At 38.8% G+C, this 15,073-nt stretch carries 13 protein-coding genes; 6 read left to right on the forward strand and 7 right to left on the reverse strand.

Annotated features, from left to right (window positions below; translation table 11 throughout):
* Positions 1-211 precede the first annotated feature (211 nt).
* Both NST93_RS09725 and NST93_RS09730 read left to right on the forward strand, forming a co-directional pair.
* Positions 212-1,507 (forward strand): MBL fold metallo-hydrolase, encoded by a 1,296-nt coding sequence (locus tag NST93_RS09725; RefSeq protein ID WP_405103572.1) that lies wholly within the window; start codon positions 212-214, stop codon positions 1,505-1,507.
* Positions 1,495-1,761 (forward strand): DUF3006 family protein, encoded by a 267-nt coding sequence (locus NST93_RS09730; RefSeq protein WP_405103574.1) that lies wholly within the window; start codon positions 1,495-1,497, stop codon positions 1,759-1,761. The genes NST93_RS09725 and NST93_RS09730 overlap by 13 nt, the downstream gene beginning before the upstream one ends.
* A gap of 62 nt (positions 1,762-1,823) precedes the next feature.
* Here NST93_RS09730 and metA read toward each other — a convergent pair whose 3' ends face one another.
* Both metA and NST93_RS09740 read right to left on the reverse strand, forming a co-directional pair.
* Positions 1,824-2,732, reverse strand: a complete 909-nt coding sequence (gene metA / locus NST93_RS09735) for a homoserine O-succinyltransferase (RefSeq protein ID WP_405103576.1) — start codon at positions 2,730-2,732, stop codon at positions 1,824-1,826.
* A gap of 261 nt (positions 2,733-2,993) precedes the next feature.
* Positions 2,994-4,697: a methyl-accepting chemotaxis protein gene (locus NST93_RS09740; RefSeq protein ID WP_405103578.1), complete on the reverse strand. Its 1,704-nt coding sequence runs from the start codon at positions 4,695-4,697 to the stop codon at positions 2,994-2,996.
* A 201-nt stretch (positions 4,698-4,898) separates the two neighbouring features.
* Between NST93_RS09740 and NST93_RS09745 the strand changes: the two genes are divergently transcribed.
* On the forward strand, positions 4,899-5,447 hold the full coding sequence (locus tag NST93_RS09745) for a Gmad2 immunoglobulin-like domain-containing protein (RefSeq protein ID WP_405103580.1): 549 nt from the start codon (positions 4,899-4,901) through the stop codon (positions 5,445-5,447).
* 79 nt (positions 5,448-5,526) lie between these two features.
* Here the strand turns inward: NST93_RS09745 and NST93_RS09750 are convergent, their stop codons facing one another.
* Positions 5,527-6,450 carry a glycerophosphodiester phosphodiesterase gene (locus NST93_RS09750; protein WP_405103582.1) on the reverse strand — a complete coding sequence of 308 codons (924 nt, stop codon included), beginning with the start codon at positions 6,448-6,450 and terminating at the stop codon, positions 5,527-5,529.
* Positions 6,451-6,629: 179 nt separating this feature from the next.
* On the opposite strand from NST93_RS09750, the gene NST93_RS09755 reads away from it, so the two are divergent.
* Positions 6,630-7,559 (forward strand): DMT family transporter, encoded by a 930-nt coding sequence (locus NST93_RS09755; RefSeq protein WP_405103584.1) that lies wholly within the window; start codon positions 6,630-6,632, stop codon positions 7,557-7,559.
* A gap of 398 nt (positions 7,560-7,957) precedes the next feature.
* Here the strand turns inward: NST93_RS09755 and NST93_RS09760 are convergent, their stop codons facing one another.
* Positions 7,958-8,695, reverse strand: coding sequence for an MBL fold metallo-hydrolase (locus tag NST93_RS09760; protein WP_405103585.1), 738 nt, complete (start codon positions 8,693-8,695; stop codon positions 7,958-7,960).
* Between the two features lie 137 nt (positions 8,696-8,832).
* Here NST93_RS09760 and NST93_RS09765 point away from each other — a divergent pair, with 137 nt between their 5' ends.
* Positions 8,833-10,305 carry a BCCT family transporter gene (locus NST93_RS09765; protein ID WP_405103587.1) on the forward strand — a complete coding sequence of 491 codons (1,473 nt, stop codon included), beginning with the start codon at positions 8,833-8,835 and terminating at the stop codon, positions 10,303-10,305.
* Positions 10,306-10,403: 98 nt separating this feature from the next.
* Here the strand turns inward: NST93_RS09765 and NST93_RS09770 are convergent, their stop codons facing one another.
* From NST93_RS09770 to NST93_RS09780, 3 genes are all read right to left on the reverse strand, one after another.
* Positions 10,404-10,598 carry a PspC domain-containing protein gene (locus tag NST93_RS09770; protein WP_405103589.1) on the reverse strand — a complete coding sequence of 65 codons (195 nt, stop codon included), beginning with the start codon at positions 10,596-10,598 and terminating at the stop codon, positions 10,404-10,406.
* A 19-nt stretch (positions 10,599-10,617) separates the two neighbouring features.
* Positions 10,618-12,987, reverse strand: a complete 2,370-nt coding sequence (locus NST93_RS09775; protein ID WP_405103818.1) for a penicillin acylase family protein — start codon at positions 12,985-12,987, stop codon at positions 10,618-10,620.
* A 291-nt stretch (positions 12,988-13,278) separates the two neighbouring features.
* On the reverse strand, positions 13,279-14,235 hold the full coding sequence (locus NST93_RS09780; protein WP_405103591.1) for an acetamidase/formamidase family protein: 957 nt from the start codon (positions 14,233-14,235) through the stop codon (positions 13,279-13,281).
* Positions 14,236-14,383: 148 nt separating this feature from the next.
* Between NST93_RS09780 and NST93_RS09785 the strand changes: the two genes are divergently transcribed.
* A complete protein-coding gene (locus tag NST93_RS09785; protein ID WP_405103593.1) occupies positions 14,384-14,932 on the forward strand; it encodes a GNAT family N-acetyltransferase in 549 nt (182 codons plus the stop codon).
* Positions 14,933-15,073 lie beyond the last annotated feature (141 nt).

Raw genomic sequence — 15,073 nt, forward strand, 5'->3', positions numbered from 1 at the left:
ACAGCTAGATTAAGATGAAAATTCAATTTTATTACATCGAAAAGTGTGTTTTCGTTTTTTGGAGCGAGTTGTTCATTTAAAATTAATGAATTTTTTGATTGACTGTAATTTCATATAAATTCTTCCTGCAAAATTTACTTGTCCTGCTAGCCTTTTCACCTCTGATTTGGTACGCTAAATGTTGAAGTTTCAATGTTTTGGAGGACAAGAAGTGAAGAAATTACAATTTATTTTCGTTTTACTCGTATTTATTTTATTAACCGCCTGTGGGACAGGTTTGGAAGAAAAATCCTCAGAGAAAGTACTCGAACAATCTGGGTCGAATGTTGAAGGAACAGCAGAGGACACAACTGAATCTGCAATTGCTGAGGAAAAAGGAGAAACACAGTCCACAGGTAAGAATACTGCAAGTGACAAAAAAGAAAAGGCAGCTGAAAAGACAGACTTAGATGAGCTTAACGTGCATTTTATTGATGTAGGACAAGCTGATGCAACCTTGCTGCAATACTCAGATGATGAAAAAGCATACAATATTCTTTTTGACACTGGGGATTGGCGAGGAAGTGAAGTCGTTCCCTACTTGACTGAAAATAATGTCTCTTATTTGGACCTGGTTATTGTCAGTCATCCTGATGCAGATCATATTGGCCAACTTGACAAAGTCATGAATACCTTTGATGTTGGTGAGGTATGGATGTCAGGAAATGAAAGCTCATCACAAACATTCCAAAGAGCCATTGAGGCAGTATTAGCAAGTAATGCAGATTATGCTGAACCGCGTGCTGGAGAGAGTTATGATATTGGTCCACTCGCAATCGATGTACTATATCCTGATAGCATTTCTGGAAAAGCAAATGAAGAGTCCATTTCTTTATTATTTACATATGGAAACAACAAATTCCTCTTCACAGGAGATGCTGATCGGAGTGGGGAAAGCTACATGCGAAATAACTTCAATGTTGATGCAGATGTACTCCATTTAGGTCATCATGGTTCAAAGACATCTAGTGATCCAGACTTTATTGACGCAGTATCACCAAAGATTGCGGTCTACAGTGCTGGAGAAGGAAACAGCTATGGACACCCGAGTCCAGAAGTAGTGACCATGATTCAGGAGAGAAATATTGCACTTTACGGGACAGACAAAGACAGCACGATTATTATCACAACGGATGGCAATACAATAGCAGAACCTAAAACAGGCATCCTGCGTTCCTCAACAGGGACAAACCCTGGGTCACAGGAGACAACCGAAACAAAGCAAGAGAATAGGACAGATACGGGGTCTCAGAAGGAATCCAGTCCGGATACTGTCTCTGGCTGCATTAATATTAACAACGCATCACAAGAAGCGGTTCAAGAAATTATCCATATTGGACCAGAGCGGGCGCAGGATCTTATTGCTCTCCGTCCATACAGTTCAGTCGATGATTTGGAGCGGATTAATGGAATTGGCCCGGCACGCATTGCCGATATTAAATCAGAAGGGAAAGCATGTGTACAATGAAAGGGATATTAGATCGTTTCGAAGGTGAAAAAGCAGTAATTTTAATTGAAGAAGAACATGAGGAAATAATTATTGACAAGAATGAACTGCCTGCAAACAGCAAAGTGAATACAATTTTTAAGGTTTCCAAACGGAATGGCAGCTATCAGATTGACTCCATTGATACGACAGCTGAAAAGCAAGCAAGTCAAAAATCTTCAGCCTTAATGGCTAAACTTCGGGCAAAAAGCAGCGGAAGCAAGTTTAAACGTTAATCAAATAAAACCAGTAGAGGAAAGGCGCATTACCATGTTCAGATAACTGCCTTTCCTCTATTTTAATCCCAATAATACGGTGTTTGCTGATACACATAAAAGTTCAGCCAATTCGAGAATAAAAGATGTGTATGGGAACGCCATGTATTTGGCGGTTCTATTTCCGGATTATCCATTGGAAAATAATTGACAGGGATATCAATCGCTTTTCCTTTATTTAAATCCCGTTGGTATTCATCTGCAAGCGTTGTTGCATCATATTCCAAATGTCCAGTAATCATAATGTTTTTTCTGTCTTTTGAAAGAATGATGAACGGTGAATCCTCTTCTGTCTTTGAAAGCAGAAATAATTCTGGATGATTCTTTATTGTATTTGTTTCCACTGTTGTATGGCGCGAGTGCGGCGCCAAAAAATTATCGTCAAAGCCTTGAACAAGCTTTTCTGTAGGGTCTGTAATACGGTGCTTGAAGATGCCAAAATACTTTTCTTCTAATAATTTTTTCTCCACTCCGTAATAATGGTAAAGTGCCGCTTGTGCTCCCCAGCATATATGTAAGTTCGAAGTAACGTTCTCCTTTGCCCACTCTAAAATCTCTGTAAGCTCTACCCAATAATTCACTTGTTCAAAATCTAAATGCTCAACCGGTGCTCCAGTAATAATCATACCGTCAAAACGTCGGTTTTTCACCTTATCAAAAGTTGTATAAAAGTTGTCCAGATGATAATTGCTGACGTTTTTTGATTGGTGGGTTGCTGTACGCATAAAAGTTATATTTACTTGAATCGGCGTATTACCCAATAGCCTTAGCAACTGAAGCTCCGTTTTTTCCTTTTCTGGCATCAAATTTAAAATAAGTATATTTAGTGGACGAATATCTTGTGTCCGGGCACGTTCTTCATCCATAATAAAAATCTTCTCTTTTTGCAAGGTTTCTCTGGCCGGAAGTTCCTTCGGTATATTTATTGGCAATCAGCACGTCCCCTTTCAATTATTTTATAATACTGTCAATTATAAATAGGAAGCAGTCAAACAGCAAGTAAAAATAAAAAATAGCCACTGAAGCCCAGCCTTTGCATAAATATCACTTTTAACATCATGCTGACTGGATAGTAAGAAGCCAATGAAAATACCCCTCATCTCCTTCTGGAGATGAGAGATATTAAAGCTCTCGGTTCTTTATTGGAATGAATAAGAAAACAAAACTTCATCCTTTTTGAATAATAAGCTGTTTTATAACTTAAAGCTGCTAACTAATGCTTGCAGTTCTTCAGCTAATTTTGCCAGCGCATCTGCACTTCCCGCAACTTCTTCCATCGCGCCGCTCGTTTGTTCAGAGGATGCAGATGTTTCTTCAATACCTGCCGCAGACTCCTCAGAGACAGCTGCGATTTCTTGAATGGAACCATTCATTTCCTGACTGCTTGCAGTAATATCAGCAACATTCACTGAGATATTTTTTATATTTTTCACCATATCTGTTACCGAAGTACGGATACTTGTAAACTTCTCTCCAGTTAATTGAATTTGCGATGTACCTTGTTTTACTTCTTCATATCCATTATTTAATGAACTGGTAACGACACTAAACTCACTTTGGATATTATCAACAATGCCTGAAATATCTGTAACAGAGTGTCCCACTTGTTCCGCCAGCTTACGAACTTCATCCGCAACAACTGCAAATCCTTGCCCATGCTCACCCGCTCTTGCTGCTTCAATCGCAGCATTCAGAGCTAATAAATTCGTTTGGTCTGCAATATCTTGAATAACGACAACTAATTTTGAAATCTCTTGGGACTGGACATCCAAGCTTTGTACCTTTTGTACTGTATCCTGTACGATCAGATCAATATTTTCCATCTGCTCCATAGAATGGCTCATTAATACAGAACCTTCACTTGTCATTTCAAAGACTTGATTGGACTCATTTTCCACTTCATTTGCATTTTTATTTACTTCACTGATTTTCACCGTAAAGTCTGACATCAGATGTGATAAATCACTTGATTGATTTGCCTGTGTTTCCGACCCTGAAGCCAACTCCTCCATCGTACTGGATATCTGTTCTGTGCCTGAACGCACTTCATTTGCCGATTGTGTCAATTCTTCACTATGTGCAGAAACAGTTGTCGACACTTCATTTATTTTCAGCATAATTTCACGCATACTGTCATTCATATTGTTTGCAGCATCCACTAATTGCCCCACCTCGTCCTCGGTTTCAACAGCCAAGGCTTCCGTATTTAAATCACCATCTGCAATTAACTTCATACGTTCCATAATTTTTCGGATAGGTTTAGAAATAGATGAAGCTGTTCTTAAAGCGATTAAAATACCAAGAATAATAACGATAACAGAAATAACAATTCCGGCTGTCTGGATACTCTCTGTATTTTGCTGGATTTCATCTCCAACTGTTTGTATTTGATCCTCGGCCTGTTCTGCTAAATTACTAAAACCAGCAACAAGCTCTTTCCCCAAAGGCTCTAAGGAATTTTCCATTAAATCTATTGCAGCAGCTTCATTCCCATTTTCATAGGCTGCTATAATTTCATCTGTTAGTGTTCCCCATTCTATCTTTTTATCAAGTAATTCCTTTAATTGTTCTGACTCGCTATATTCCAATGCCTGGTTTTCCAGTGCAATACTTTCTTCAATTCCAGCTTCAAAGTCTGCTTTGTACTGGTCGCTCTCAAATAGGATATAACCTTGAATTAAGTTTGTGCGATCTGCCATGTTTTTTGCCAGATTCTCATCCGCAATTAACAAGGTAAGCTCTTCGTCCAGCAAACTTTCTAAATCATTGTTCATTTTCGTAAGCGCATATATTGTAAATCCGCTTAAAAGCAGGACAAGTACCATTACAATGGAAAATCCGAATAAAATCTTAGCTCGTAAACTCTTAAATTTAAACTGCTTTGAATTCTTTTTCATTTAAACACCCCTTATGCATTTTTTACACATATAAGAATTAAAAATATGTTCTAAATTTATATCGACTGCCGCCAGAATATGTTTAGCGCTTAAATCAATTAATTAATTTGAAGATTTTACCAGTTTGTTATCTATGCTTCTTATGTTATATAATGGGGGTGAAAAAGAACAAGTCCAATACTATCTAAAGGAGGTTGAGCTATGAAACGGTTCATGTATATTTTACTGACGGTTATGCTATTTGGTGTAGTTTTTCTAAGCGCCTGCGGGGACGATAACTCAGGAACAGACGAGCAGAATAAGAGTAACAATGAAGAAACAGATAATCAAGAAGAAAATGCTGCCACTGAAAGCGATGAGAATGCTTCCGAGCAAACAGAGGAAGCAACAGAAGATGATAATCAAGAAACAGATGATTCCAGTGCTCAGCCAGAGATTGTTTTAGAAAACGAAGCATTTAGAATCTATGAGCCTACACCAGATGCTGTCGTTGGCAATCAATTCACAGTACGTGGAGAGGCAAAAGTTTTTGAAGCATCTTTTCGATACGAATTTGAAGACGGACACAATATTTTAGATGAAGGAAATGTCGTAGCGAGCACTGCGGCACCAGACTGGGGCGAATTTGAAATTACAATTGCATTCGATGAAGTTGCTTATGATACAGGAACAGTAATTCTTTACGATGAGAGCCAAAAGGATGGTTCAAGACAATACGAATTATTCATACCTGTAAAAATTGAGAAGTAAACATGACAATGAGGGCTTGGTCCTCTATCTGCTAATAAAATCGCGTGAGAGTAAATGCCCTCTCCGCGGTTTTATTCATTTAAGGAATGACCTCTTGCCTGGTTTTCAAAATATCCGGGTAATCTGTGAAGACTCCTGTTATGCCAAATTCCTTTAATCTGTTAATTTCAGTTTTTTCATTGACAGTAAAAGCATGCAGCAGGAGATCTGCCTTATGGATTTTCCCTGCAAAATCTTTTGTGATAGCTTGGTAATTCACACCGATGCCAACTGCATAGTGTTTTATATTTCTAATCGCTCTTTTATTTAATTTTGCCTCGTCATCAAATGAGATGAGCTGAATCAATGGTAAGGACGGCTCTACATCATGGATTTCACGTAAACTTTGCTCACTAAATGATTGAATAATTACTTTTCCTTCATCCACCGTTTCACCAAGCAGATTGTACGCGTCTAAAATTCGAATAAGCTCTTTTGCCATTTCAGGATAATATTTCGGATTCTTTGTTTCAATATAATAATTTGCTTCATGACCGAATGTGTCAAAAATTTCTTCAAGTGCCGGTATACTTTGTTCTGCAAATACCGGTTCTGCCAGCTCTGGATTAGATTGGTTAAACCATGTACCAACATCAAAGTCCTTTAGTTCATCCAAGGTAAATTCCCGGACTTCCCCATCCTCACCTGTTGTCCTTCCCAAATCAATATCATGCATCGCAACTAATCGTCCATCATTTGTCATCTGTAAATCAATCTCAATGTAATCGGCTGCAAGTTCTTCTCCTTTTTTATAGGCTTCTATTGTATGTTCCGGTGCATAGCCGGAAGCACCCCGATGAGCAATGATCAGAAAGCGGTCTGGTGAGAGCAAAGAAGAGGCATCTCTCTTAAAGTAGTGAGCTGCTTGTTTTTTTTCTGTCGTTTTCCCCATATTCTCCGTGTAAATAAATAGAAATAATAAAGCTACAGCAATAAGTAAAATAAACAATAAGGATTTTTTCATATCGCCTCTCCCCCGTAAGTTACAGCAAATAAATTGATATAGTCAACTCCAGTTTAGAAGAATCCAGCTGCTTTTTCCATATTTGATTTTCGACAAAGTTTGTTAACTTGCTTTCCGATTTTCATTAGCTTAGAATTGATTTGGTCGTTAAACAATATAACAAAATTGAGGTTTTATTTATGAAAAATTTTTTACAAAATAAATGGTCTGTCATTGTGCTCGCAATCTTTTCTTCTATTCTCTTAGGAAGTGCATTTCCTGTGTTAAAAGTGAGTTATACAGAATTTCAGATTGCTGCAGATGACATTATTGCTAAAATAACCTTTGCAGGTTTACGATTTTTACTGGCTGGAATAATTGTGCTTGTGTTTTTACTAATTATAAGCCCTAAAAGCATCATAGTAACCCGACGGCAATTCACAGTATTGCTTCTTTTAGGCATTATCCAGACTGCACTGCAATACTTTTTCTTTTATAATGGCTTGGCAAAGGTAACTGGAATGCAAGGAGCAATTCTTAATTCCTGCGGTACATTCTTCACAGTCATACTAGCACATTATTTCTATGCGAACGATAAAATGAATTGGAAAAAAGTCTTGGGTCTGATTGCAGGATTTACTGGAGTGATTGCTGCGAATTGGGGGCAAGGTCTGGAATTGAATTTCACATTCACCGGGGAAGGCTTCATGATTCTTTCCGGTTTAACAAGTGCTGTTGCTACAATTATGGCAAAGGAATTAGCAAAAGGAATTCATCCTTTTGCTGTCACAGGCTGGCAATTTAGTCTTGGGGCGATTATTTTACTGCTGATTGGGCTGCCAAACCTTGGAGAGAACGCTTTAACATTCACACCATTCGGCTGGGCTCTATTTATTTATTCAGCTTTATTATCATCAATAGCCTTTGCTTTATGGTATTCCTTATTAAAATATAATGCTGCTGGGGAAATTGCCATGTATCGTTTTATTATTCCTGTTTCAGGATCTATTTTATCAGCCATCTTCATACCCGAAGAAAAACTGACTATAACAACAATCGCCGCATTAGCACTTGTTGCAATCGGCATTATCATTGTCAATTCAAAAGTGGGACAAAGGGATAGAACCTGATTGTCCCACTTTTTCACTTAACATTATGAGATGAATGCTTCATCTAAAAATACGAGAGAAGATCAAGGAATATATGGTGCCCTAATAGGAGGAGGCTGGAAAGTTATGGTTCAGAAATTCTGAAAGCACCAAGAGAGGGAAGGTGTCGCAGTATTTCTCCAGACATAACATATTAGGAGCACCAAGGGGATGCTTGAATCTTCTCATTAATGCCAAGATAGCTGAGAATGAAAATACTGTCAAAAACTCATTTTTCAATTTCGCCTGATTTTTTTGTCGAAAAAAGGACGGGGCTTTCATATAAAACGAACAGTCCATATGTAATCCTGTCATTTTCTGTCGATTACATCTTCCATAAGTCAAAAATGCACTAATTTTAATAAAATTGACATTTAAGGTCAGTTCCTGCTGTCCCACACCATTCCTGGCTGTGCAAGTTTAATTTGCGAATTCCCTTGTGCCTTCGCATTTACTAGTAATTCTTCAATATCCCCGTAATGTGGCAAATGCGTGAGGATTGTTTCCTTTGTATTTGCGCGTGCCGCCAAGATTCCTGCTTCTTCTGAAGTCATATGCCCGAACGCTTCTCCATCCATTCCTTCATATAAACTGGATTCAGCGATTAATAAATCTGCTCCAGCTGCAAATTTAACTAATTCCTCGGTAAAGCTTGTATCAGATGTATAAACAATCTGCTTTCCACCACCTTCCACTCTTATACCGTAAGTTTCAACCGGGTGAATCGTTTTAATAAATTCGATATTAAAAGGACCTATTTTCAGCTTAGTATGTGCATCAATCGCATGAAACTCATTATATGGCACGGCTGAGATTTCCTTTTCCATTTCAAAATCTTTTGGCCCATAAATCGATAAGGGGTTTCTCGTCCGTCCGAGTTGTGTATTCACTAGTCTTGAAAATAGATATGCCCCAATATCGCTCGAATGATCATAATGGTAATGGGATAAAATAATATAATCAATTTTATTTAAATCGATAAATTCCTGTAATTTAACAAGTACCCCACTCCCGCAATCTATTAATAAAGAAAAATTATTATGCTCAATTAAATAGCCCGAACAGGGACCATCTTTTTTTGGGAAACCTCCCCACATGCCTATCACAGTAAGCTTCATCTAATCGCCTCCCTATTTTACAGAAAATTAGCAAAGTGTTTTCATTCCATCTTTCAACGCTGTTTGGGTTTCATTTTTATTTTATAAGGGTATAATAGTTCCCGTGCGTTTTTATTTTATCACTACAGGGAGGAACTATGAAGAAGGTATCAAAGGTTTTCTATATATCCGTAGCAATTGTGACTGTTATGGTTATATTGGGGGCAGTATTTCCAGAGCAATTTGAAATAATAACAAGAGAAGTAAAATCCTATGTTTCAACAACGTTTGGCTGGTACTATATGTTACTTATGTCTGCACTGGTCATTGTTGCTATACTTATTGCATTTAGCCGGTTTGGAAAAATTCGACTGGGCAAAGACCAGGATCGTCCAGACTTTTCTACAATTACGTGGATTGGCATGCTGTTTTCAGCAGGGATGGGGATTGGGCTTGTATTCTATGGTACAGCTGAGCCTCTGTCACACTTTATTTTAGATGCACCAAATGCCCAGGTTGGATCAGACGAAGCTTTTAAAGATGCATTGGTCTATTCTTATTTTCACTGGGGTATTCATGTTTGGGCAATGTATGGGGTTATAGCACTGGCGCTTGCATACTTTCAGTTCAGGAAAGGTGAACCAGGATTAATTTCCGCAACACTTAAGCCACTGTTTGGGGACAGAATGAATGGGCCGCTTGGTACTATCATCGATGTCTTAGCTGTGTTTGCAACTGTATTTGGTGTGGCAACATCACTTGGCTTCGGTGCTGTGCAAATTAATGGCGGGCTGGCTCACTTATTTGGAATCAGTATCGGATTTGTACCACAACTTGTTATCATTATAATCGTTACATTCCTGTTCATGCTCTCTGCATGGTCGGGACTTAGCAAAGGAATTAAGTATCTATCCAATACAAATATCATTTTAGCCGTATTTTTGCTTATTATTATAATAGTAATTGGACCAACCTTGTTAATCATGAATATGTTTACAGAAACAATAGGAATGTATATTCAAAACTTAATCCCGATGAGTTTTACTACTTCACCACTCGGGGATGATAATCGAGTATGGCTCGATAATTGGACTATTTTCTACTGGGCATGGTGGGTTTCCTGGGCACCTTTTGTTGGTATGTTTATTGCACGTGTATCACGTGGAAGAACAATCAAAGAATTCTTGCTTGGTGTAATGATTGTGCCAACAGCATTTATTGCTATTTGGTACGCAGCTTTCGGTACTTCAGCAGGAGATATGCAGGAAAAAGGAATAGATCTTTCTGGTTTTTCTACAGAATTAGTCTTATTTAATATGTTTGACCACTTGCCAATGTCGCTTTTCTTATCTATCCTGGCAATTCTTTTAATTGCGTCATTCTTTATTACATCAGCAGACTCAGCAACATTTGTCCTGGGAATGCAAACAACTTATGGATCACTTACTCCGCCAAATATGGTAAAAATTGTTTGGGGATTAGCTCAATCAGCAGTAGCACTTATTCTCCTTTATGTAGGAGGACTAGAAGCATTGCAAAATACAATTATCATCATAGCACTGCCATTCTCCTTTATTATGATACTCATGGTAATCGCTCTGTATAAGGCTTTGCAAAAAGAAATATTATAATTGTATATGAAAAGCACCACATGGCAGCATGCCCTGACACCCATTTAGTCAGAATTTGCGGTAATGTGGTGCTTTTCTTTGGCTAATCAGGAAATCAGTTATGTGTCCCCCTGCAACGAAGCTGGACTGTCAGCAATGATGTTGGCGAGAATGATATAAATCAGGAAATTTCCCGGGATAAATATAAAGATTAATCTAACGCCAAAGGAAGACATTCCAAAGTATTCTGCAATCCCGCCGCATACACCAGCTAAACTGCGGTCCTTAGAAGACCTCCTTAATTTCTTATTCATTTCCTCACCTCATACAGTTTTACTTCTGTCCCGTTTCCAATTTCAATATCTGACCTTCTGTCTCATTGAGTTTCGTTTGATGGAAGCTACCGTTTACCCAATCTTCCAGCTGGTCATGATACCAATCGCTCTTGAAATGGCCGCTTTGTCCCGGTCCATTTAGGTGGTAGCCCTTCTCTAAATCAGCTGCATCGATGACAAATCTCCAAGGGGCACCGTGATTCACTTCACCTGTTTCATTATTATATGCTGTAGCCATAACAGTTAATGCACTGCCTCCCATACGTTGAGGACCAGTATGATTAAAGAAATATTCTAGTATTGGATGAATTCCTGAAAGCGGATGGCGGAATTCTACCCGATGAAAATCTCCCCACTTCCAATCCGTTATATTTTCACCATACTCTTCCTCAAGTCGGGTGATTGCTTGTTTGAATGCCCCATGCACCACCTTTTCAATACCACCATGTTCCTTTAACCAAATTGATTCCTCGCCACTAAGCCCCTTCCTTAAAATTGTATCGGTTGTCTGCCCTTTCGCACTAAACATATCCATCATTGTTTCAGGGATTTCTTCGTATAGTATATTTTCAATTTCAATTATCCATTTCTGAAAAATCAGCGGTTCTGCAAGGTCTGAAGCATCTTCATGTCCCCAATCCTCTAAAAGGTCCAATGCTTTTTTTTCGTTTTCCGTTAACGCTTCTTCTGCAATCAGCTCTGAAAATGCACCTGCAAATTCACGTGCTTGCAGATTTACTTCATCCATTTGCAGCTCCTGCATCATTTCAATTGTTAATTCATCACGCTCTTCAAGGACTTCTGCAATGCGCTCATATCGATAAGGCTGTGCCCAAACATGGCTGATATGGTAGGGATAATCGTCACCCACTACTTTGTTATTAGCCGTTGCTATATAGCCCTTTTCTGGATTTATCACAAACGGAAGTTTATCAAAAGGAATATATTCCGTCAATTCATCGTCACGATCCCAGCCCCGCATCGGTAATAGTGCATCTTTAGCATTTTCATAGATGGGAATATTTCCATTCGCCTTATATGCGATTGTTCCATCTTTTCCGGCAAAAACAAAGTTCTGTGCAGGTGCAAGGAATTTCTCCAATCCTGTTTCGAATTCTTCCCAATTGCTTGCTTTATTCATTTCTAAAATCGCTTCCAGTTCTGTTGTCGGCTCCAATGCCGTCCACCTTAGCGAAAATGCGCTATTTGTTCCACTTTCCTCAGCAAATTCCGAAACAATTGGACCATGCCGCGTAACAACTACCTGATAGTCAACCGTACCCTCGTCCTTTACAATAATCGGTTCATCAATAATCTCTGCTTCTTCCCAATCATCCTCAAATAAAAATTCATGCGGATTCTCGGGATTTTTTTCTTCCAGGTAAAGCTGCTGCACATCTGGTCCAGTATTTGTCACACCCCAAGCAATATTTTCGTTATGACCTAAAATAATTCCTGGAACACCGGCAAAAATAACACCACTCACATTTATATCAGCTGCTTTTAAATGCATTTGCAGCCAAATCGACGGGGTTGCTAATCCGAGATGTGGATCATTTGCAAGCAGCGGCTGCCCGGAAACGGTTTTTTCACCACTTACAACCCAATTATTACTTCCATTAAATTCATGTGGAATAACGGCATGCTCGAAACTTTTCGCAATATCTATCTCTCCTTCATCAATAATAGTTGGACGATTCTCAGGGTAGGCAGGAAAAAGCTCGTATGCCTTGTCTTCTTCAAATGTATTCAATAAATAATAGTTAAAGGCCTGTCTTTCCCAATGTCCTCCAAGATCAAAAGCCATGAATTTACCGATTGTTAAAGAATCAATTGGTGTCCATTCCTCTGGCTCTATCCCCATTAACTTAAATTCTATTGGAAGACGGTTTGCATTTTTAGCATCAGAAATATAAGCATTCACTCCGGCTGCAAACCATTCGAGCACTTGTTTGCTCTCTTCTGTGTAAATTTCATAGGAAGCTTCAGCTGCTCTTCTCAAGCCAAGCGTGCGAAAATACTTATCCTGGTTAATCGCTGACGCCCCTACTACTTCACTCAAAGTACCTGAAGCCTGCCTCCGTGACAGTTCCATTTGAAACATACGATGCTGGGCTTGTACATAGCCTTGCGCAATATATAAATCCTGCTCACTATCTGCGTGAATATGTGGCACCCCGTTTTCGTCTGTTATGACTGTAACTTCTTTATTTAAAGATGAAAGTTCAATTGTTCCGTCCACCTGCTCAACCGAACGATTTACATACCAATTTACAAAAAATAATAAAGCTAAAAGCAGCAAAAAAGTTATACCAATCGTAATGAATAACGTTTTTCTAAATTTAAAGCGTTTCTTGCTGCTTTCCATTTGAATATCCTCATGCACGAACAAACTCCCCCTTGACTTCTTTTATACTTTAATTCTACAAATCGTTTTAAATCCCTTTATTTTGGGACATAGAGTCTCCTGGGAGGTGTTATATTCCAATAATAAAACGAATAATTAAAGTAAAGAACGGAGGGGGAAATTGTACTTAAGTATGTTGCCTTTTAACCGTATCGTTCAGCGTTATCTGACTAATACTTTTTATCCTATTTCTTATTATTTCTATAAAGCAGGAGACAGCTGGAACAGAACTCCCCCCTCTGTTCCATGTCCTTATTTAAAAATTGCATTTGGCAGGAATGCGGATACAAGCCAGTTTGGTGCATCGACAATTTCATTAATTCTTAAGTCAACTGCAAGGCTGCATAGCATATATGCCTCTTCTGCCTTCATTCCATATGTGTCAATCAGATGCTCAATCATATAGCTTATTGCTTTTCTTGAAGCCTCTGTCAAATCTGGCCCAAATCCAGTAGTTACATAATAGCCTCTGCTATCCGCTTCCAGTGTTGGCGGTCCTGGCAATTCATAACGGGGTTCCGCAATCGTCCTCCCTTTATGAAGCTTAAAACGTACTGTCGTCTCCATCGATGCTTCAATCGCTGTTCCACAAACTTCCCCGTCTCCTTGTGCAGCATGTGTATCACCAATCGAAAATAATGCACCATCCACAAATACCGGCAAATATAGTTTCGTTCCACGGGTTAAATGCCTGATATCCATATTCCCGCCGTTTTGTCTTGGCGGCACAACACTGAAATTTCCTTCCTCAGGAAGTGCTACCCCGATTGTCCCTGGGAATGGTTTAATAAAAAGGTCTATCCCATGCAAAAATTCAGTGGTATTTTCATTTGTTAAGTCAAAAATTTTTAATGATGGCTCATTAAACTTGTCAGCTAAAAGTCCGAACCCGGGAATAATTCCTGTCCATCCCCAGTCCAGCTGTCTAAAGTTTATCATTTCGACTTCAAGTGTATCCCCTGGTTCAGCACCTTTAATATATATTGGCCCAGCCACTGGATTTACTTTTGAAAAATCCAATAAAGCCAGATTCTCACTTGTCGACTTTTTTGTAAACTGCCCACCAGAAGCTTCCGATATTTCAAAAGTGATTGTCTGTCCAGAATCCGCCTCCGCAATAGGCTTGATATCCTTGTCCCATCCAATATGCGAATGGGAATGAAAATCATGAATTGTCATATGTGTATGTTTATGCCAACGAATCCCCAACTGCCTCACTCCTTTAAACCATTTAACTGAATAATAGCATATTTTAGAAGGTTTATGGTACTCTTATAGAAAGAATCTGGATACCCACTTTTCTATTCTTTCCAGCTGCGGTAGAATACAAGATAACTACTTAGAAATGAGGTATGCTATGTATTTGGATAATGATTTGGTGATCCGCCCGATTAGCAAGAAAGATCTGCCACGTCTATGGGAACTGATTTATAAAGAGGAAACACCAGAGTGGAAAAAGTGGGATGCACCATATTTTACACATCAAGCAATGCGGTATGAAGATTTTACACTGAAAGCGAATAACTGGATTAATGCAGATGATATGTGGACGATTACTGTAGACGGTGAAATCTGTGGTACAGTTTCCTATTACTTTGAAGACGCTCAAAAATATTGGCTGGAAATGGGCATTATTCTCCACGAACCAAAGAATTGGTCCCAAGGTCTGGGCACACGGGCGCTGCGTCTATGGACTGCACATATTTTTAATCAGTTGCCCGTTATCCGTGCCGGTCTTACAACATGGTCTGGCAATAAACGAATGATCCGCGTTGCTGAAAAGCTCGGCATGCAAATGGAAGGCCGCATCCGCAAGGTAAGATATTATGAGGGGGTATATTACGACTCAATCCGTATGGGTATTTTACGTGAAGAATGGTTAAACATGAATAATAGCGGTAATTAAACAGTCCGCTTTAACAATCGAAAGACAAAAAAGGATTTACATATATTAAGAGAAATAAATTAAATAAAATCCGAACGATACTTTAAATTCGTTCGGATTTTATTTAGACTTCCATCACTTTAATCCAGCATGTCATTAGCT

This window comes from Oceanobacillus sp. FSL H7-0719, assembly GCF_045040795.1.
GTDB lineage: Bacteria > Bacillota > Bacilli > Bacillales > Amphibacillaceae > Oceanobacillus.